This window comes from Dactylosporangium sp. CA-052675 (assembly GCF_050947935.1).
Classification (GTDB): domain Bacteria; phylum Actinomycetota; class Actinomycetes; order Mycobacteriales; family Micromonosporaceae; genus Dactylosporangium.
Genome location: NZ_CP192010.1, coordinates 1,426,263 through 1,443,757, shown reverse-complemented (window position 1 = coordinate 1,443,757; position 17,495 = coordinate 1,426,263). Strand labels below are relative to the sequence as shown.

The following is a 17,495-nucleotide window of genomic DNA, read 5'->3' as shown; positions in this document are numbered from 1 at the left end:
CCATGGTCAGCATCGTCATCCCGGCCCACAACGAGGCCGCGGTCATCGGGCGCAACCTGAACCGGCTGCTCGAGGGCGCCGAGCCGGGCGAGTTCGACGTCATCGTCGTGGCCAACGCGTGCAGCGACGGCACCGCCGAGGCCGCGGCCGCCGTGCCCGGCGTGCGCGTGATCGACACGCCCGTGCCCGGCAAGGTGCCCGCGCTGCGGCTCGGGGACGAGGCCTGCCGGACCTTCCCGCGGCTCTACCTCGACGCCGACGTCGAGCTGACCGCCGAGTCCGTCCGGGCCCTGGTCCGGGCCTGTGCCAGGCCGGGCGTGCTGGCCTGCGCGCCAGTGCCCGAGCTCGATCTCGACCGGGTCGGGCCGATCGCGCGGCGCGTCCACCGGGTGCACCACCGGCTCCTCGAGCCGACGCGCGCGCTCGCCGGGGTCGGCGTCTACGTGCTCACCGAGGCGGGCCACGCACGGGTCTTCCCGATGCCGGACGTGATCGCCGACGACGGCTGGGTGCACACCAGGTTCGCCCCGGACGAGCGCCTGGTGGTGTCCGAGGCCCGGTCTTTGGTGCGCCCAGCTCGTACCGTCACATCGCACCTGAACCGAAGGATCCGCGTCCGCCGGGGCAACCGCCAGCTGGCGGCCCTGCAGCGGCCGCACTCGACCGGCGGCGAGGGCGGGCCCGGCCTGGGCTCGCTGGCGCGTCTGCTGCGCCGCCGCGAGGTGAGCCCGGTCGACGCGGCCGCCTACCTCAGCGTGCTCGTGCTGGACCGCACGCTGAGCCGGGTCCGCCGCGACAAGGGCGGCTGGGGCAGCGACCTCAGCACCCGCTGAGACAGCCGGCCCCCGCTGCCTGCTGAGACGAAAAATCCCCGGCGAGCGGGCTCGCTCGCCGGGGGTCCGTCGTGAGCGTTCAGTAGGCGCCGGTGCCCCGGACGACCGCGCTCGCGGTGCGGGCGAGGATGCGCAGGTCGAGCAGCGGGGACCAGTTGTCGACGTAGTTGAGGTCGAGCCGCACCGACTCCTGCCAGGACAGCTCGGAGCGGCCGCTGACCTGCCACAGCCCGGTCATGCCCGGCTTGACCAGCAGGCGGCGGCGCACGTCGTCGTCGTACTCGGCGGCCTCCGACAGCAGTGGCGGGCGCGGGCCGACCATCGACATCGTGCCGTTGATGACGTTGAACAGCTGCGGCAGCTCATCGAGCGAGGTGCGGCGCAGGATCGAGCCGACCTTCGTCACCCGCGGGTCCCGCTTCATCTTGAACAGCAGGCCCTCGGTGTGCTGGTTGAGGTGCTCGATCTCCTGCCGCAGCTTGTCCGCGTCCTTGACCATGGTGCGGAACTTGTAGCAGGTGAACTCCTTGCCGTTGATCCCGGCGCGCGGCTGGCGGAACAGGGCCGGCCCCGGGCTCGTGGCGCGGATCATGATCGCCACGACCAGCATGAACGGCCCGGCCAGGATCAGCAGGATGCCGGCCAGCAGGCGGTCGAGCACGTTCTTGACCGCGCGCTGCGGGCCGGTGAGCACGGGGGCGCGCACGTGCAGCAGCGGGCCGCCGCCGCTGGGCAGCACGGCGACGCGCTCGGGGGCGACCTCGGGCAGGGCCGGCGCGACCAGCAGCTCGATGTCGTTGTCGGAGAGCTCCCAGGCCAGGCGGCGCATCTTGTACGGGTCCATCTCCAGCGGCAGCGCGACCAGCACCGCCGTACAACCCGTGCTGAGTGCGGTGCCGGCCACGTCCTTGAGGTCGTCGTACACCGGGATGGAGTGAGCGGTGACCTTGCGGGCCTGGTCGAGGTCGGTGATGCAGGCGCCCGCGACCCGAAGGCCGTAGGAGCGGTCGCGGCGCAGCGCCGTGAGGAGCGTGACGACGGAGTCGGCCGGGCCGATGACCAGGGTGCGCTGGCGGACGTACTCGCGCTGCACCGTGCGCAGCACCGCGAGCGTGGCGTAGCGGCCGGCGATCGTCAGGCCGGCGGCGACGGGCACGGCGACGATGATCGGCTTGAGCAGGTACAGCAGGTCGAAGAGCACGCAGATCGGGGCCAGAATCGCGACCGCGATCACCGCGGCGCGCAGGCTCCGGTAGATCATTCCGGTGCGGTTCTCCAGGAACCACCGGTCGTACATGCGGTTGCCCGCGAGCAAGAGCAGCCAGAACAGTCCGAACGCGGTGACGGAGTACACGGGCGCGACCCCCACGCCCGGTGCGACGAATGCCCCGCCCATCAGGTCGCCGGCCATAAACAGTACGACGGTCGTGATGGTGATCGTGACAGCCAGGGTATCGCCGAGGAACGCAACGAGAAGATTGCGCCCGGTCGACCTGAGCCGGCGCCGCTGAACTCCTGGGAAAGCCGCCATCACCGCGGTCTCGACCGTGGCCGAATCCGCCAGAACCATCCCAACCCCCTTACGTGCTGCTCAATCCACTTATCGAAGGTGAAATGCGGTGGCGTTCGTCACCTGACTGCCGTTGGGCGGCCGAACCCCGGCGGTAAGGTACCCAGGCAGCCGCCATAACGGGAACCATCGTGCCGCATTCCCGACGTGGCTGAAGGTGCTATTGACACCAACGGTGCTGCACCTTTGCCGAAAGCATCGTCCAATAAGGGAAAAAAGGACAAGACGCCGCCCGTGCGCGGGAAACTTCTCCGGAAATCACGCTGCGTCGCCTTAATTGAGTTCTATGCCGGACTTAAGGATCGCGCAGTGACGGCGACCTATCAAACCGGGCGGCGATGACCAGGCTGAACGCTTGATCACCGATGGACATCGCATGATCACCGTCCGTCCTAGCGCCATCACGCACCGCAGGGGTTTAAACCGAGCGTCACCGTCAAGCCGTCGCCCCGGCCGCCATCGAGCATTGCGTTCGTTCCCCGTTTCCGGCTGCGGTCCGTTTCAGGCCCGCAAGGCAATGGTCCGGGGAATGTTTGAATGCATGAGCACAAATAGCCGGCCGGGCTTTCCTGCGCCGCCGTCGAGAGGATAGCAGCGACACGCCACCCGGCGGCAGTCGGACCCGGGCGAAGTTCATGTCCAATTTCTACGTTTTCGCTGCTCGCAGGGCCGATCCACCGGAATGTCACCCGCCGGATCGGCCAAGCTCCCTCGGTACTTTCGGCTCGTGTCACCCCGGCCGCCGGTACTATCCGGGAAGCTTCAGCCTCGCCGTGGGAGCCACTCGTGAGCAGTAGCCAGCCAGCGCCGGTCGTCAGCATCGTCTCCGTCGCGCACAACGCGCGCGGGGGTCTGCTGCGGGGACTCGGCGCGATCCAGTCCGGGACCGAGGTGCCGGCCGAGATGATCGTGGTGGACAACGGGTCCACCGACAACACCGCGGCCGCCGTGCGCCACGCCTTCCGCGACGTCACCCTGATCCGCCAGGACGAGCCCCTACCGGCGCCGGCCGCGCTGAACCTCGGGGCGGCGAGCGCCCGCGCGCCGTGGCTGCTCTTCCTCGACCCGGGCCTCGAGCCGGTCGGCGACGCGATCCGCACGCTGCTCGAACACGCGGGCTCCCACCCCGACGAGCGGCTCTGCACCGGCCGCACCCTGCGCGACGGGGCCGACGACGGCCGCACCGTCGAGGCCGCCCCCTCCCTGCTGGGCACCGCGTGCCTGGCGCTGAGCCTGCCGTTCGACCCCGAACGGCTGCCGCGGCTGGACCGCGCGATCGGCGGCGCCGTGCCCGCCCTGACCCCGCGGATGCTGCTCATCGAGCGCGGTCTGTGGGACATGCTGGGCGGCTTCGACGAGCGCCTGCCCACGGCGGATCTGTCGGTACGCGCACGAGCCCTCGGCGCCCGCCCGACCCTCGTGCCCGACGCGCAGATGACGGCGAACTCGCCCTCGCCGCGCCCGGCGCGCCTGGTGAGCACGGCCCTGCTGACCGAGCGCATGGCCTTCGCGCACCGGCACCTCACGCCGGGCCGGACCCGGGCGATGGGCCTGATCCTGAGCGCGGCGGCGCTGGCCCGCTCGGTCGCGGGCGAGCCGTGGCGGTCGATCCGCCGCCGCCGGTCGACGTGGCTGTCCTCACCGGAGCCGATGCCGTTCGTCGCGGTGCAGACGCGCTCGTTCGTGCGCCGCGACCTTCCCCAGCCCTAGCCAAGCCCGTGCGCTCGGGCCCCTTCGCACCATCGGCGGCTCGCACCGGTTCGGCGCTTCTCAGCCGTAGCGGGGCGCGCTGCGGCTCCGCTGGATGTTGGGCCCGCGCCGGTCGCGGGCGCGCCAGCACCCGGTGTGCCAGTGCCGCCGATCGGTCAGGTCACCGCGCTCGTCCGCGGGCCAGGCCACGAGGTGCGGCACCCCCGGCCCGATCTCCTGGTCACAGCCCGGGCAGCGGTACGCCTTCGTCGCCCCGCCCGCCGGGATGTTGCGCACCTGCCACTCCCCGTCGCTCCACTGCTGCACGGCGCCGACGCCCCGCTTGACCCGATCGAGATCGATCGGCGGCGGTGCGTCGTCGCGCCTGGGGTGGTTGCGCCGGGGAGACACGTGTCCAGCCTATCCGCCGCTCGCCATCGGCTCGCACGCTCGGCTCCTGCCCACCCACCGCGTCCGAGCAGCGCGAGCACCCTCGGCCCGCGGCCGGAGCCGGTTGCTGGAGGCGCGGGCCGAGGGCCCCGGTCAGCTTCGGGAGTAGTCGCGGAAGCCGCGGCCGGCCTTGCGGCCCAGGTACCCGGCCGTCACGAGGTGCTCCAGCAGGGGCGCCGGGGCGAAGCCGGGCTCGCGCAGCTCGAGGTACAGCTCGCGCTGGATGGCCAGGGCCACGTCCAGGCCGATCACGTCGAGCAGCTCGAACGGGCCCATCGGATAGCCGCAGCCCAGCTTCATCGCGTGGTCGATGTCGTCGGCGGTCGAGTACGAGGCCTCGACCATTTTCACGGCGTCGTTGAGGTACGGGAACAGCAGCGCGTTCACCACGAACCCGGACCGGTCCGCGCACACGACCGGGTGCTTGTCCAGGGCCCGGCAGATCGCGGTGGCGGTGTCGACGGCCTGCTCGCGGGTGCGGATCGTGCGCACGACCTCGACCAGCCCCATCGCCGGCGCCGGGTTGAAGAAGTGCAGGCCGACCACGTCGGCGGGGCGCTGGGTGGCGACCGCGAGCTCGATGACCGGCAGGCTCGACGTGGTGGTCGCGAGCACGACGCCGGGCTTGCAGATCTCGTCCAGCGAGGCGAAGAGGGCCTTCTTGACCGACAGCTCCTCCACGACCGCCTCGACGACCAGGTCCACGTCGGTGAGGTGCTCGATGGTCGCGGACCAGGTGACCCGGCCCAGCGCGGCGTCGCGCCCGGCCTCGTCGAGCCGGCCGCGCACGACGGCCTTGTTCAACGACGTCTTCAGCGCCTCACAGGTGCGGCCGGACTGCTCGGCGCCGCGGGTCACGGAGACGACCTCGAACCCGGCTCGGGCGAAGACCTCGATGATGCCGGTCGCCATCGTGCCGGAGCCGACGACCCCGACCTTCGCGACCGCGCCCAATCCTCCCACCGCCGCACTCGGCGACGCCGCCACCGCCCCGCCGGACGCCTTCGGACCCGTGGCCGCCATCGCCTCACCGGACGCCTTCGGGCCCGTGGCCGCCACCGTCCCGCCGGACGCCGTCGGACTCCCGGCCGCCATCGCCTCACCGGACGCCTTCGGATCCGTGGCCGCCATCGCCTCGGACGGGGCGGGTCGCAGCGACGAGCCGCGCGCGGCCGCGAGGCCGGTGAACTCGTCGGGCACGACGACGGGCGAGCCCGGCCTCTCGTACGTGTAGAAGCCCCGCCCCGACTTCCGCCCCAGCAGCCCGGCCGTGACCATCTGCTTGATGAGTGGCACCGGGGCGTGGCGGCGGTCGCGGCCGCCGCGGCGGTACATGGTGTCGAGGATCTCGTACGCGGTGTCGAGGCCGATGAGGTCCATGAGCGCGAGCGGGCCCATGGGCAGCCCGCAGCCGAGGCGCATCGCGGCGTCGAGGTCCTCGCGGGTGACGTACTTCGCCTCGAGCAGGGACACGGCCTGGTTGAGGTAGCCGAACAGCAGCGCGTTGGCGATGAAGCCGGCCCGGTCGCCGATGGTCACGTCGACCTTGCCCAGCCGCGCGCACAGGCCCTCGATGTCGGCGACGACGTCGTCGGCGGTGACGACCGTACGCACGACCTCGACCAGCTTCATGATCGGCGCCGGGTTGAAGAAGTGCATGCCCACGACCTGGTTCGGGCGGCTCGTGGCGACCGAGATCTCGGTGACGGAGAGGCTGGACGTGTTCGTGGCCAGGATCGCCTCGGGCTTGCACACCCGGTCGAGCTCGGCGAAGATCCGCTGCTTGAGCGGCAGCTGCTCGGGCACGGCCTCGACGACCAGGTCCGCGGCGTGCAGCGAGGGCAGCCCGACGGCGAACGTGACGCGGCTCAGCAGCTCGTCGCGCTCGGCCTCGGAGAGTTTGCCCTTGCGCACGGCCCGGTCAACGCTGCCGCGCAAAGTCTGCTCGCCGCGGCCGAGGGCGGCGTCGCTGACCTCGACGGCGAGGACGTCGATCCCGTTGCGGGCGAAGACCTCGACGATGCCGGCCCCCATGGTCCCGAGCCCCACCACCCCGACGGATGCAAACTCGCGCCCCATGCGGCCGCCCTCCCTAACGATGATTCAGGTCCCGGCCGAGTCTGCCACGCCGGCCCTCGCCGACCCGACATCGTGTGGCAAATCCCCCTCACGGCCGCAAAGCGCGAGCGACCGAGGCGCAGAAGCAGGGACGGGAGAAGCAAAGCGCGAGAGATCAAGGCGCAGAAGCAGGGACCGGAGAAGCAAGGCGCGAGAGACCAAGGCGCGGAGGCAGAGGGCGGAGAAGCGAAGCGCGAGAGGTAAGAGGAAGTGAGGGAGAGGAGGTCAGGTCCAGCGGATCGTGGCCCGTTCGCGCCACAGGGACAGCACCGACCCGTTGCCCTGGACGTCGAGGTCCGCGGTGGGGCGGCGGTTCCACAGGGCCAGGTAGAGCGCGCTCGCCGGGCCGCGCAGGGTGCAGTCGGCGCCGGGGGTCGAGCCGCGCGTGATGGTGGCGCCCGCGGGGGTCATGGTCACCGTCCACGCGTGCGGGCCGTCCGCGCCGGCGCCGTCGACGGCGTGGACCGACAGGGTGCAGGGCGTCTCGGCGCGCAGGCGGCGGCCGCGTGTGCCGTAGAAGCCCATCAGCAGCTCGTCGATGCCGTCGAGGCCGAGGTCGGCGTCCACGCCGGCGATGTCGCCCACGGCGCCCTCCAGGTCGGCGCGGTGGATCGTGGTCTCGTGGGCCTGGCGGCGGGCCCAGAAGGCGAGCGGCGACTCGGCGGGCAGGAAGTGCCAGCAGGGGGTGTCGGCGGGGGCGGCGCGCAGGGTGTCGACGAGCGCGGTGTGCCCGGCCTGGAACCAGTCGAGCAGCGCCGGGTCCGCCGGGAAGGGGCCGACCGCCTCGGCCTCCTCGTCGTCGGTCAGGATGCGGGTGCGGCCGTCGCGGACGTAGGCGGCCGCCCAGCGGTGCACGTAGCCGACGTGCTGGACCAGCTCGCGGACGGTCCACTCGGGGCAGGTCGGGACCGGGGCGTCGAAGCCCGCCTTCTCCGCGGCGTCGACGAGATCCAGCCCGGCGCGCTCCAGGGCGTCGATGTGCCGACCGATCTCCATGCCGACACAGTGCCACACGGGTACGACATTTTTGGTCGGCTACCGGATCGACGAGGGAGCAACCGGGGGTCGGGCCCGGGCCTAGGCGACGAAGACGCCGGCGAGCCAGACGGCCGCGATGATCAGGCCGGTCGCCAGCTCGATGAGCATCGACAGCCCGGCCGCCTTCAGGGCGTGCTTCGTCGAGCCCCAGGCCGCCCGCGAGTCGTGGTGCCGGGCCAGCTCCACGAGGAAGATGGCCAGCACGAAGCCGATGACGAGCCCCACCACCGGGATCAGGAAGAAGCCGACGATCCCGCCGACCCCGCCCAGGAACAGGGTCAGGTTCGACACGCCGGCGCGCTTGAGGTTGCGGCCCGGCACGAGGTACTTCGCCACGAACCCCAGCGCGAGCACCACCGTGGCCGCGATCCCCACCGCCCACCCGGTCGCCCCGTGCCCGCCGAACACGGCCCACGCCGCCACGCCGGCCCAGCACAGCACCAGGCCGGGCACCATGGGCACGAGCACCCCGATCAGCCCGACGATCACGCAGATCGGGGTGATGACGGAGACCAGGCCGCTGCTGTCGGTCGCATCCACACGCAACACTGTGCAGCACACCGCGGCCCGGCGCATCCGACGTCAGGCCCCGACGACCTCCCGCAGCGCGGCGGCGAACTCCTCCGGGCGCTCGACGTGCGGGCTGTGCCCGACGCCCGCCCACGCGAGCTCGCGGTAGTTGCCGTAGCGCTCCAGCACCGCCCGCGTCTGACCGATCATCGGCTGCGGCGGGCACGCCTCCTCGCCGGGCCACCCGGGCACGAGGCCCATGCTGCCCAGCTGCGCGAGGTCGAAGAACGAGGTGTCGGAGACGATCGCGTCCAGCTCCCCGCGAATCCAGGTGATCGGCGGCTTCTCGGCCAGGTCGACGATCCCGGACAGGTTCAGCCAGCGGGGCGAGAGGGTGTTGAGCACGCCCTTGGTGCCGGGCCCCTGGCCGGGCCAGTTCTCGCTGGGGGTGCCGTCGCCGGGGTAGTTCGCCTCGCCGATCGCCGTGGTCAGCATGCTGTCGAGGAGCAGTTCCTCGTCCGCCCCGAAGTCGAACCCGGGCGCGGCGTAGAACGCGTGCATCACGTTGCGGGGGCTGGTCTGCTCGTCGGTGCCGCGGTCCTTCGCCTCGAGCAGCCGGACGAAGTCGGGGTTGGCCGAGGCGCCGCCGGTGCCCGCGAAGTCGGGCGTGGTCGGGGTGCCGTCGAGATCGCGGGTGCCGCCGAAGCCGTAGGGGGAGACCGGCGCCTCCAGCACCAGGGCGCCGATGTGCTCGGGGTGGTCCAGCAGCAGCTGCATCGCCACGCCGCCGCCGAGCGAGTGCCCGACCACGGTCACCCTGCCGCCGGCGGCGAGCTCGGCCAGCAGCGGGGCCACGTCGTCGGCGAAGTCGCGCACCCCGCGGGTCGCGTCGATGGGGAGGGCGGGGCTCTGCCCGTACCCGCGCAGGTCGGGCAGCGCCAGCCGCCAGTGATCGGGCAGGTGCCGCAGGAGCGGCTCCCAGAAGGCGGACGAAGAACAGTTGCCATGAATCAGCAGGACGGGCGGGCCGGTCTGCGGCCCTCTGGTCGTGACGTGCATCACCGCATCGTGGCATCGGGCCGCAGGCCGGTCACATGTGGCCGGCCCACACACTGTCAGCTCAGAACGGCCTCGTCACGCCCATACCGCGTCAGCGCCCAGATGACCGCCACGTCCGCCGCGATGATCAGCATTGACCACAGCGGGTAGTACGGCAGGAACAGAAAGTTGGCGACCGCGCTCAGCGAGGCCAGCACGATGCCGAGCACCCGTCCCCACAACCGCCCGGCGAGCACGGCCCCGCCCCCGAGCGCGACGATCACGCCGAGGGTGAGGTGCACCCAGCCCCAGGCGACGATGTTGAAGCCGAAGAGGTAGCTGTCGGCGAGGATGTAGAAGGTTCGCTCGAAGATCGCCGTGAGCCCGACGATGATCTGGAAGATGCCGACGACGAGCATCATGCTCCCGCCGAACACGGCGAACCCGGTGACCCAGCGGGACTGCCGGTGCAACGTCTCCATGCGGACACGGTGGGCGCCCATCGGATGAGCCCCCATCACCCGCCGGCGGGGAACGCGGCAAATGCTTGACGCTTCAAGCAGATGTGCCCACAATCCCGGGCATGAACGTTTTCCTCTGGGTGCTGCAGGCGCTGCTGGGCGCGGCCTTCCTGGGCGCGGGCGCGATGAAGGCGTCACAGCCCGTCGAGAAGCTGGGCAAGAACATGACCTGGGTGCATCGGTACAGCCCGGGCACCGTCAGATTCATCGGCGCCGTGGAGATCCTCGGCGGCCTCGGGCTGATCCTGCCGTGGGCCACCGGCATCGCGCCGATCCTCACCCCGCTCGCCGCCGTCGGGCTGGCCGTCATCATGCTGCTGGCCGTCGTGGACCACGCGCGCGCCGGGGAGTACCCCATGATCGGCGTCAACGTGCTGCTCGGCGCCCTCGCGGTGATCATCGCGATCGGCCGGTTCTGACGCCTTTCGGACGCGTCGTTGGCTCATTCCCGCAAGATCCGGGCACCATGGAACCCATGACGGACGAGCCGCGATGGCTGGACGACACCGAGCGGCAGGCTTGGATGTCGCTGCTGGCCGTCGTGCTCGTCGGCTTCCCCGAGCTCGAACGCACGTTCCGGCCGCACGGCCTGGTCCACGTCGAATACGGGCTGCTGGCCGCGCTCGGCGGCGCCTGCGACGGGCTGCGCCTGTCCGACCTCGCCGGGCAGATGAACATGTCGGCGAGCCGCCTGAGCCACCGCATGCGCAAGCTCGTCGACCTCGGCTACGTCGAGGTCTCCGGCGACGCCTGCGACGGGCGGGTCAGCATCGCGCGGGTCACCGACGCCGGGCGGGAGTTCGTCGAGCGCGTCGCCCCGGCCCACGTGGCCGACGTACGCCGGCTCATCTTCGACCATCTCGACGAGGCCCAGACGCGGGCGCTGGCCGATGCGCTCGGCGCCGTCGCGGCGAAGCTCGGCGACACCTGTCCGGGCGCGCCGAAGGGACCACCCGTCCCCGGCGCACGGGCCATATAAATGACCCCGCGACAGGAATAGAGTGACCGCATGCGTGCCGTCGTGATCACCGGGGTGTCCCGCGGCCTGGGCGCCGCTCTCTTCGACGTGTCCATCTCGCGCGGCGATCGGGTCCTCGCGATCGGGCGGCACTTCACCGAACAACAGCAACTGTTGCGTGACGAACGGCCCGGGGACGTGACGCTGTTCTCGACCGACATCGCGGACGCGCACTGGCTGCCGGACTACGACATCATGCGCGGCTTCCTGCGCGATGCCGACGAGGCCGTGCTGATCCACAACGCCGCCGTCGTCGAGCCCATCGGCGCCGTCGGCCGGCTAACCACCGAGGCCATCACCAACGCGATCGCGGTCAACCTCACCGCCCCGGCCGTGCTCACCAACACGTTCCTGCGGGCCGCCCCGGCCGAGGCGCGCAAGCGGCTGCTGTTCATCTCCTCCGGCGCGGCGCACCGGATCATCGACGGCTGGGCGCTGTACTGCACCACGAAGGCGGCCGGCGAGACCTTCTTCGACGCCGTGGCCTCGCAGACGCGCGACGACGACAAGATCAGCGTCGTGAACGTCGACCCCGGCCAGATGGACACGCACATGCAGGAGAACATCCGGCGCGCGGCCGCCTCGGGGGCCTACTTCCCGGGCCAGCAGCGGTGGGTCGACGCGCCAGCGGAGGGCCGGCTCGCCGACCCCCTCGCCGTCGCCGAGCGGATCATCAAGGAGCACGCCTCCTGAGCGCCGGCGAGCCCGAGGGCTCACAGACGATCAAGGCGGGGTGACCGACCGCGGACCTGGCAGCGTCGGCGCGCAGCGCCGAGCGGTGTCTGGCGGGAGCGACGGTCCGCACCCCTGCGGACCCGAGTCATGGATCTTGCTCTTGTCCCGCTACGACAGCACCGCTTTGAGCTTCGCCGCGAAGGGCCCCGCGTCGCCGAAGCCGCCGTGCCCGCCGGGGAACTCGGCCACGGCGGCGTCCAGGCGCGCGCCGAGCTCACGGGCGGAGCGGTTGGGCGGCTCCCCCATGCTCGCCGCGCCCACCGCGGGCACGATCCGCACCGGGCCCGCGCGCAGGCCGTCGAGGTCGGGCACGAACCTGGCGACGGGCGGGATCTCGTACTGCACGAAGAACTCCATGTTCGCCTCCATCCGCGCCGCGAACTCGGGCGAGGGCGGGGTCCCGGGCGTGCCGTCGTTGCCGTGCATGTCCATGGCCGCGCCGAAGACGCCCATCGCGGCCCCGACGCCGCCGTCGCGGTAGGCGTCGGACACCTCGGTCATCACGCTGCGCCAGTAGTCGAAGTCGGGCAGCAGCTCGAACAGCGGCGGCTCGTGGGCGACGACCGTGCGGACCATGCCCGGGTACCGCGCCGCGAGCTCCAGCGCGATCACCGCGCCCGAACTGTTGCCGAACACGTCGGCCGGCTCGTCCTCGGTCACGCCGACGGCGCCCAGCACGCGGTACGCGTCGTCGGCCTGCTCCTCGAGGATGATTTCGGCCGGTGGGCCGTCGAGCACGCTGCGCGAGTTGCCGCGCCGGTCGTAGGTGACCACGGTGTACTCGCCGGCGAGCCGGTCGGCCAGGGCCGCGAAGCCCTCGGCGTCGTAGATGCCGCCACAGATCAGCAGCAGCACCGGGCCGTTGCCGCGCACTTCGTAGTACAGGGTCGCGCCGGGTACGTCGAGCTTCTCGGTCTTCACGGTTCCTCCTGCGGTCGTGGTACCCAACGGTCGGAGACGGGCACCGCATTTCGACGGCCGATCAGGGCCTACTCGTGAGTAATTTCCGGGTTTACACTCGCGCCATGACCGTCACGCGAACGCCCGGCGTCCCCGCCATCGACGAGGGCTCGCTGATCTCGACCAACCCCGCCACCGGCGAGGAGGTCGGCCGCTTCCCGGTCGCCTCCCCCGATTCTCTCACCGGCGCGGTGGCCCGCGCGCGTGACGCGGCCGCCTGGTGGGGTGGACTCGGGTTCGGCGGGCGCCGGCAGCGCCTGCTGGCGTTCCGCAGCGTGCTCACCAACCGCCTGGACGAGCTGGCGGCGCTCATGCACCGGGAGGGCGGCAAGCCCCGGGCCGACGCGCTCGTGGAGGCCATCGCGGCGATCGACCACATCGCGTGGGCCGCGCAGCACGCCCGCAAGGTGCTGGGCCGGCGCCGGGTGGGCAGCTCGATCCTGCTCAAGGAGCACACGTCGTACCTCGAGTACCTCCCCTTCGGCGTGATCGGGGTCATCGGGCCGTGGAACTACCCGATCCTGACGCCGATGGGCTCGATCGCCTACGCGCTCGCGGCCGGCAATGCGGTGGTGTTCAAGCCCAGTGAGTACACGCCGGCCGTCGGCCAGTGGTTCGTGGACCGCTTCCACGAGGTCGTCCCCGAGCACCCGGTCCTGCAGATCGTGCACGGCCTCGGCGACGTCGGCGCCGCCCTGTGCCGCAGCGGGGTCGACAAGATCGCGTTCACCGGCTCGACCGCCACCGGCAAGAAGGTCATGGCCGCGGCCGCCGAGTCCCTCACCCCGGTGCTGCTGGAGTGCGGCGGCAAGGACGCGATGGTCGTGGCGGCCGACGCCGACCTGGACGCGGCCGCCGCCTCCTGCGTGTGGGGCGGGCTGACCAACGCCGGTCAGACGTGCGTCGGGATCGAGCGGGTGTACGTCGCCGAGCCCGTCTTCGACGACTTCCTCAACCGCGTGGTGGCGCGCGCGGCGAAGCTCAGCGTCGGGGCGGAGCCGGACTCGGACATCGGCCCGATCACCATGCCGTCGCAGATCGACATCATCCGCCGGCACATCGAGGACGCCCTGACCCGCGGCGGCCGCGCGGTCCTCGGCGGCGCGGAGGCCGTCCAGCCGCCCTTCGTCAACCCGACGATCCTGGTCGACGTGCCCGAGGACGCCGCGGCGGTGCAGGAGGAGACCTTCGGCCCGACGCTCACCGTCACCCGCGTCCGCGACGCGGCCGAGGGCGTGCGCCGGGCCAACAGCACCGGATACGGCCTGGGCGGCGCGATCTTCTCCAAGTCCCAGGGCCTCGACCTGGCCCGCCAGGTCCGCTCGGGCATGACCTCGGTCAACTCGGCGCTCACCTTCGCCGGCATGCCCACGCTGCCCTTCGGCGGCGTGGGGAACTCCGGCTTCGGCCGCATCCACGGCGCGGACGGCCTGCGCGAGTTCACCCGCCCGAAGGCGATCGTGAAGCGGCGGGGCCCGACGGTGCTGGCGGCGATGACGTTCGACCGCACCGAGAAGACCATGCAGCAGATTGTCCGCGTGGTGAAGCTCGTGCACGGCCGCAGCAAGTAGTGCGGGGCCGAGGCGCTACGGGGCCGGGCGGTACCCCTGGGCGGCGGCCCACTTCGCGGCGGCCTTCTCCTCCTTGCGCTTCTTCCGGCGTCGCATCAGCCAGCCGAAGCCCAGGAACAGCAGCAGCAGGAAGAGCAGGACCACGATCGGCAGGACGATCGCGATCACCGACAGGAAGACGCTGAAGAAGTCCTCGATGGTGCTCACGATCGGGGCGCCGAAGCCGACCGTCGTGGCGTTGATGACCGGGCGGGAGACGGCCTTCATGCCGTGCACGCCGAGGGATATCGCGCCGCCGACGACTATCGGCACCCACTGATGGCTCGTGAAGAACGAGCCCGGGTCGGTGACCGTGACCGTCTCGGAGCTCGACGCGGCGCCGAAGGCCAGGCCGCCGGCGGTCGGGCGGATGAATGTCTGGATGACGTCGTTGACGTGGTCGAGCATCGGCACCTTGTCGGCGACGAACTCGATCGCCAGCAGGATCGCGACGATCGTCAGCGTCCAGCCGTTCTCCATCCACTGCCAGTTCGACGGCAGCGTGATCAGGTCGGTGTACCGCGCGAGCACGCCGATCGCCAGCAACGGGATGTAGGCGTTGAGCCCGGCCGATGTGGCGAGGCCGAGACCCGTCAATGACTCCAACACTCCCCAAGCATGACATCGGGGTGCCAGTCCCACCCGGTGGGCGGGTTAGGCTGTCGGCCGTGCGTCTCGTCATCGCCAAGTGCTCGGTCGACTACATCGGCCGGCTCACGGCCCACCTCCCGCCCGCGACCCGCCTGCTGCTCATCAAGGCCGACGGGTCGATCTCGATCCACGCCGACGACCGGGCGTACAAGCCGCTGAACTGGATGAGTCCGCCCTGCCGGCTCGAGGAGTCCGACGGCCTCTGGCGCGTGGTCAACAAGGGCGGCGAGGAGCTGCGCATCACGATCGAGGAGATCCTGCACGACAGCTCGCACGAGCTCGGCGTCGACCCGGGCCTGGTCAAGGACGGGGTGGAGGCGCACCTGCAGGAGCTGCTGGCGGCGGCGCCGGAGACCCTGGGGGCGGGCTTCACGCTGGTCCGCCGCGAGTACATGACGGCGATCGGCCCCGTCGACCTGCTCTGCCGCAACGGCGAGGGCGCGACCGTGGCGGTCGAGATCAAGCGCCGCGGCGAGATCGACGGGGTGGAGCAGCTGACCCGGTACCTCGAGCTGCTCGGCCGCGATCCCCTGCTCGCGCCCGTGTCCGGGATCTTCGCGGCGCAGGAGATCAAGCCGCAGGCCCGGGTCCTGGCCGAGGACCGCGGCATCCGCTGCGTCGTGCTGGACTACAACGCGCTGCGCGGCGTGCAGAAGGACGAGCTGACGCTGTTCTGACGCCGGGCCGCCACGGGCTCACGAGCCGTCGACCCCGCCGCGCCGATCACGGAGTGTCGGACTTTTCGGGCAAGGCCCGTCACAGGTTGTGCGCCTCCCGCACCACTGTCACAAGCTCGTCCACGACATCCGTGATGGCGAAGTCCTTCGGCGTGAAGACCCGCGCCACGCCCGAGGAACGCAGCGTCTCGGCGTCCCCGGGCGGAATGATCCCGCCGACCACCACCGGCAGGTCGCCCAGCCCCGACTCGCGCAGCCCCGACAGCACCGACGCCACCGCGGCCAGGTGGGACCCGGACAGCACCGAGAGCCCCACCAGGTCCACGTCCTCCTCCACCGCCGCCGCCACGATCTGCGCCGGGGTGAGCCGGATCCCCTGGTACACCACCTCGAAGCCGGCATCGCGCGCCCGCACCGCGATCTGTTCCGCGCCGTTGGAGTGGCCGTCCAACCCGGGCTTGCCGACCAGCATGCGCAGGCGGCCGGTGCCGAGGTCCTCGGCGGTGCGGCGCACGCGGGCGCGGACCGCGTCCAGGTTCGCCGTCGGCGTCGAGAGCGCGGCGGTCAGGCCGGTCGGGGCACGGTACTCGCCGAACACCTCCCGCAGGGCCCCCGCCCACTCGCCGGTGGTCACGCCCGCCTCGACGCACGCGAGCGTGGCCGCCATCAGGTTGCCCTCGCCGGCCGCGGCCGCGCGCAGGGCCTCCAAGCACGGCGCCACGTCGCCGCGGGCGGCGCGCCAGGCGGCGATCGAGGCCACCGCGGCCTGCTCCACGGCCGGGTCGATCTGCTCGATCGCGGCCGCGCCCGCGGCCAGCAGGGGCGACGGCTCGGTCTCGGTGAAGCGGTTCACGCCCACGACCACGTCGTCGCCGCGCTCCAGGCGGGCGCGGCGCTCGGCCAGGGAGGCGACCAGGGCGCTCTTGAGGTAGCCGGACTCGACGGCCGCGACCACCCCGCCCATGTCCAGGACGCGCCGCAGCTCCTCGGTCGCGCCGTCGACGATCTCGGCGACCAGCGCGTCCATGACCTTCGAGCCCTCGAACAGGTCCGGGTACTCCAGCAGATCCGACTCGAACGCGAGCACCTGCTGCATGCGCAGCGACCACTGCTGGTCCCACGGCCGCGGCAGGCCCAGCGCCTCGTTCCAGGCCGGCAGCTGCACGGCCCGGGCCCGGGCGCCGCGGGAGAGGGTCACGCCGAGCATCTCCAGCACGATGCGCTGCACGTTGTTCTCGGGCTGGGCCTCGGTCAGGCCGAGCGAGTTGACCTGGACGCCGTACCGGAAGCGGCGCGCCGAAGCCTCCGCCACCCCGTAGCGGGAGGCCGTGAGCCGGTCCCACATCGCCGTGAAGGCGCGCATCTTCGCCGTCTCCTCGACGAAGCGCACGGAGGCGTTGACGAAGAACGAGATCCGGGCCACCACGTCGCCGAAGCGCTCGGGCGCCACCTGGCCGCAGTCGCGCACGGCGTCGAGCACGGCGATCGCGGTCGCCAGCGCGAAGGCCACCTCCTGCACGGGGGTGGCCCCGGCCTCCTGGAGGTGGTACGAGCAGATGTTGACCGGATTCCAGCGCGGGCAGTTCGCGACGGTCCACGCGATCGTGTCCGTGGTCAGGCGCAGCGACGGCCCGGGCGGGAAGATGTGCGTGCCGCGGGAGAGGTACTCCTTCACGATGTCGTTCTGCGTCGTCCCCGCCAGCCGGGCGATCTCGACGCCCTGCTCCCGGGCGCAGGTCACGTAGAGGGCGAGCAGCCACATCGCCGTGGCGTTGATCGTCATCGAGGTATTGGCGCGTTCGAGGTCGATGCCGCCGAAGAGCTCGCGCATGTCGCCGAGGTGCGCGATCGGCACCCCGACGCGGCCGACCTCGCCCCGGGCGAGCTCGGCGTCGGGGTCGTAGCCGGTCTGCGTGGGCAGGTCGAACGCCACCGACAGGCCGGTCTGGCCCTTGGCCAGGTTGCGGCGGAACAGGGCGTTGGAGGCGGCCGCCGAGGAGTGGCCGGCGTAGGTGCGCATGACCCAGGGACGGTCGCGTTCGGGAAGCCTCTCATCGACCATACGCAGCACCCTACT

The 17,495-nt window shown here is 71.8% G+C and carries 16 protein-coding genes and 2 pseudogenes; 7 read left to right on the top strand and 11 right to left on the bottom strand.

The features are described from left to right. Nucleotides 1-2: 2 nt before the first annotated feature. The gene (locus ACQP1P_RS06500; protein ID WP_433084071.1) at nt 3-833 is read left to right on the top strand and encodes a glycosyltransferase; all 831 of its coding nucleotides are present in this window, start codon (nt 3-5) and stop codon (nt 831-833) included. Nucleotides 834-912: 79 nt separating this feature from the next. Here the strand turns inward: ACQP1P_RS06500 and ACQP1P_RS06495 are convergent, their stop codons facing one another. Beyond that, nucleotides 913-2,244: a sugar transferase gene (locus ACQP1P_RS06495; RefSeq protein ID WP_433084069.1), complete on the bottom strand. Its 1,332-nt coding sequence runs from the start codon at nt 2,242-2,244 to the stop codon at nt 913-915. Between the two features lie 945 nt (nt 2,245-3,189). Here ACQP1P_RS06495 and ACQP1P_RS06490 point away from each other — a divergent pair. Continuing rightward, nucleotides 3,190-4,113, top strand: coding sequence for a glycosyltransferase family 2 protein (locus ACQP1P_RS06490; RefSeq protein ID WP_433084068.1), 924 nt, complete (start codon nt 3,190-3,192; stop codon nt 4,111-4,113). A gap of 60 nt (nt 4,114-4,173) precedes the next feature. On the opposite strand, the gene ACQP1P_RS06485 is transcribed toward ACQP1P_RS06490, so the two are convergent. From ACQP1P_RS06485 to ACQP1P_RS06455, 7 genes and pseudogenes are all read right to left on the bottom strand, one after another. Beyond that, nucleotides 4,174-4,503, bottom strand: a complete 330-nt coding sequence (locus ACQP1P_RS06485; protein WP_433084066.1) for a hypothetical protein — start codon at nt 4,501-4,503, stop codon at nt 4,174-4,176. Between the two features lie 132 nt (nt 4,504-4,635). Further along, nucleotides 4,636-5,487, bottom strand: a pseudogene (locus tag ACQP1P_RS06480) (3-hydroxyacyl-CoA dehydrogenase family protein); the annotation flags it as partial. Nucleotides 5,488-5,724: 237 nt separating this feature from the next. Continuing rightward, nucleotides 5,725-6,621: pseudogene (locus ACQP1P_RS06475) on the bottom strand (3-hydroxyacyl-CoA dehydrogenase family protein); the annotation flags it as partial. A 264-nt stretch (nt 6,622-6,885) separates the two neighbouring features. Continuing rightward, nucleotides 6,886-7,656: a maleylpyruvate isomerase family mycothiol-dependent enzyme gene (locus ACQP1P_RS06470; RefSeq protein WP_433084064.1), complete on the bottom strand. Its 771-nt coding sequence runs from the start codon at nt 7,654-7,656 to the stop codon at nt 6,886-6,888. 81 nt (nt 7,657-7,737) lie between these two features. Further along, nucleotides 7,738-8,238 (bottom strand): DUF456 domain-containing protein, encoded by a 501-nt coding sequence (locus ACQP1P_RS06465; protein ID WP_433084062.1) that lies wholly within the window; start codon nt 8,236-8,238, stop codon nt 7,738-7,740. Between the two features lie 42 nt (nt 8,239-8,280). After that, the gene (locus tag ACQP1P_RS06460) at nt 8,281-9,267 is read right to left on the bottom strand and encodes an alpha/beta fold hydrolase (RefSeq protein ID WP_433084060.1); all 987 of its coding nucleotides are present in this window, start codon (nt 9,265-9,267) and stop codon (nt 8,281-8,283) included. Between the two features lie 56 nt (nt 9,268-9,323). Then, a complete protein-coding gene (locus tag ACQP1P_RS06455; protein ID WP_433084058.1) occupies nt 9,324-9,728 on the bottom strand; it encodes a DUF7144 family membrane protein in 405 nt (134 codons plus the stop codon). 101 nt (nt 9,729-9,829) lie between these two features. Here ACQP1P_RS06455 and ACQP1P_RS06450 point away from each other — a divergent pair, with 101 nt between their 5' ends. From ACQP1P_RS06450 to ACQP1P_RS06440, 3 genes are read left to right on the top strand one after another with little or no spacing between them, the layout of a single operon-like run. Then, a complete protein-coding gene (locus tag ACQP1P_RS06450) occupies nt 9,830-10,186 on the top strand; it encodes a DoxX family protein (protein WP_433084056.1) in 357 nt (118 codons plus the stop codon). Nucleotides 10,187-10,242: 56 nt separating this feature from the next. Then, the gene (locus tag ACQP1P_RS06445; RefSeq protein ID WP_433084054.1) at nt 10,243-10,746 is read left to right on the top strand and encodes a MarR family winged helix-turn-helix transcriptional regulator; all 504 of its coding nucleotides are present in this window, start codon (nt 10,243-10,245) and stop codon (nt 10,744-10,746) included. Nucleotides 10,747-10,776: 30 nt separating this feature from the next. Then, on the top strand, nt 10,777-11,478 hold the full coding sequence (locus ACQP1P_RS06440; RefSeq protein ID WP_433084052.1) for an SDR family NAD(P)-dependent oxidoreductase: 702 nt from the start codon (nt 10,777-10,779) through the stop codon (nt 11,476-11,478). A gap of 150 nt (nt 11,479-11,628) precedes the next feature. Here the strand turns inward: ACQP1P_RS06440 and ACQP1P_RS06435 are convergent, their stop codons facing one another. After that, the gene (locus ACQP1P_RS06435) at nt 11,629-12,441 is read right to left on the bottom strand and encodes an alpha/beta fold hydrolase (protein WP_433084050.1); all 813 of its coding nucleotides are present in this window, start codon (nt 12,439-12,441) and stop codon (nt 11,629-11,631) included. A gap of 104 nt (nt 12,442-12,545) precedes the next feature. Here ACQP1P_RS06435 and ACQP1P_RS06430 point away from each other — a divergent pair, with 104 nt between their 5' ends. Then, entirely contained in the window at nt 12,546-14,051 is a 1,506-nt protein-coding gene (locus ACQP1P_RS06430; RefSeq protein ID WP_433084048.1) for an aldehyde dehydrogenase family protein, read from the top strand. 15 nt (nt 14,052-14,066) lie between these two features. On the opposite strand, the gene ACQP1P_RS06425 is transcribed toward ACQP1P_RS06430, so the two are convergent. Beyond that, nucleotides 14,067-14,699: a DUF4126 domain-containing protein gene (locus ACQP1P_RS06425; RefSeq protein ID WP_433084047.1), complete on the bottom strand. Its 633-nt coding sequence runs from the start codon at nt 14,697-14,699 to the stop codon at nt 14,067-14,069. A gap of 59 nt (nt 14,700-14,758) precedes the next feature. Between ACQP1P_RS06425 and nucS the strand changes: the two genes are divergently transcribed. Beyond that, nucleotides 14,759-15,418 carry an endonuclease NucS gene (gene nucS / locus ACQP1P_RS06420; protein ID WP_433084045.1) on the top strand — a complete coding sequence of 220 codons (660 nt, stop codon included), beginning with the start codon at nt 14,759-14,761 and terminating at the stop codon, nt 15,416-15,418. Between the two features lie 79 nt (nt 15,419-15,497). Here the strand turns inward: nucS and ACQP1P_RS06415 are convergent, their stop codons facing one another. Beyond that, nucleotides 15,498-17,480: a methylmalonyl-CoA mutase family protein gene (locus ACQP1P_RS06415; RefSeq protein WP_433084043.1), complete on the bottom strand. Its 1,983-nt coding sequence runs from the start codon at nt 17,478-17,480 to the stop codon at nt 15,498-15,500. Between the last annotated feature and the right edge of the window lie 15 nt (nt 17,481-17,495).

Coding starts and splice junctions, on each gene's coding strand:
- ACQP1P_RS06500 (WP_433084071.1), top strand. CDS start 3: ATGGTCAGCATCGTCATCCCGGCCCACAACGAGGCCGCGGTCATCGGG.
- ACQP1P_RS06495 (WP_433084069.1), bottom strand. CDS start 2,244: ATGGCCGGCGACCTGATGGGCGGGGCATTCGTCGCACCGGGCGTGGGG.
- ACQP1P_RS06470 (WP_433084064.1), bottom strand. CDS start 7,656: ATGGAGATCGGTCGGCACATCGACGCCCTGGAGCGCGCCGGGCTGGAT.
- ACQP1P_RS06460 (WP_433084060.1), bottom strand. CDS start 9,267: ATGCACGTCACGACCAGAGGGCCGCAGACCGGCCCGCCCGTCCTGCTG.
- ACQP1P_RS06455 (WP_433084058.1), bottom strand. CDS start 9,728: ATGGAGACGTTGCACCGGCAGTCCCGCTGGGTCACCGGGTTCGCCGTG.
- ACQP1P_RS06450 (WP_433084056.1), top strand. CDS start 9,830: ATGAACGTTTTCCTCTGGGTGCTGCAGGCGCTGCTGGGCGCGGCCTTC.
- ACQP1P_RS06445 (WP_433084054.1), top strand. CDS start 10,243: ATGACGGACGAGCCGCGATGGCTGGACGACACCGAGCGGCAGGCTTGG.
- ACQP1P_RS06440 (WP_433084052.1), top strand. CDS start 10,777: ATGCGTGCCGTCGTGATCACCGGGGTGTCCCGCGGCCTGGGCGCCGCT.
- ACQP1P_RS06430 (WP_433084048.1), top strand. CDS start 12,546: ATGACCGTCACGCGAACGCCCGGCGTCCCCGCCATCGACGAGGGCTCG.
- ACQP1P_RS06415 (WP_433084043.1), bottom strand. CDS start 17,480: ATGGTCGATGAGAGGCTTCCCGAACGCGACCGTCCCTGGGTCATGCGC.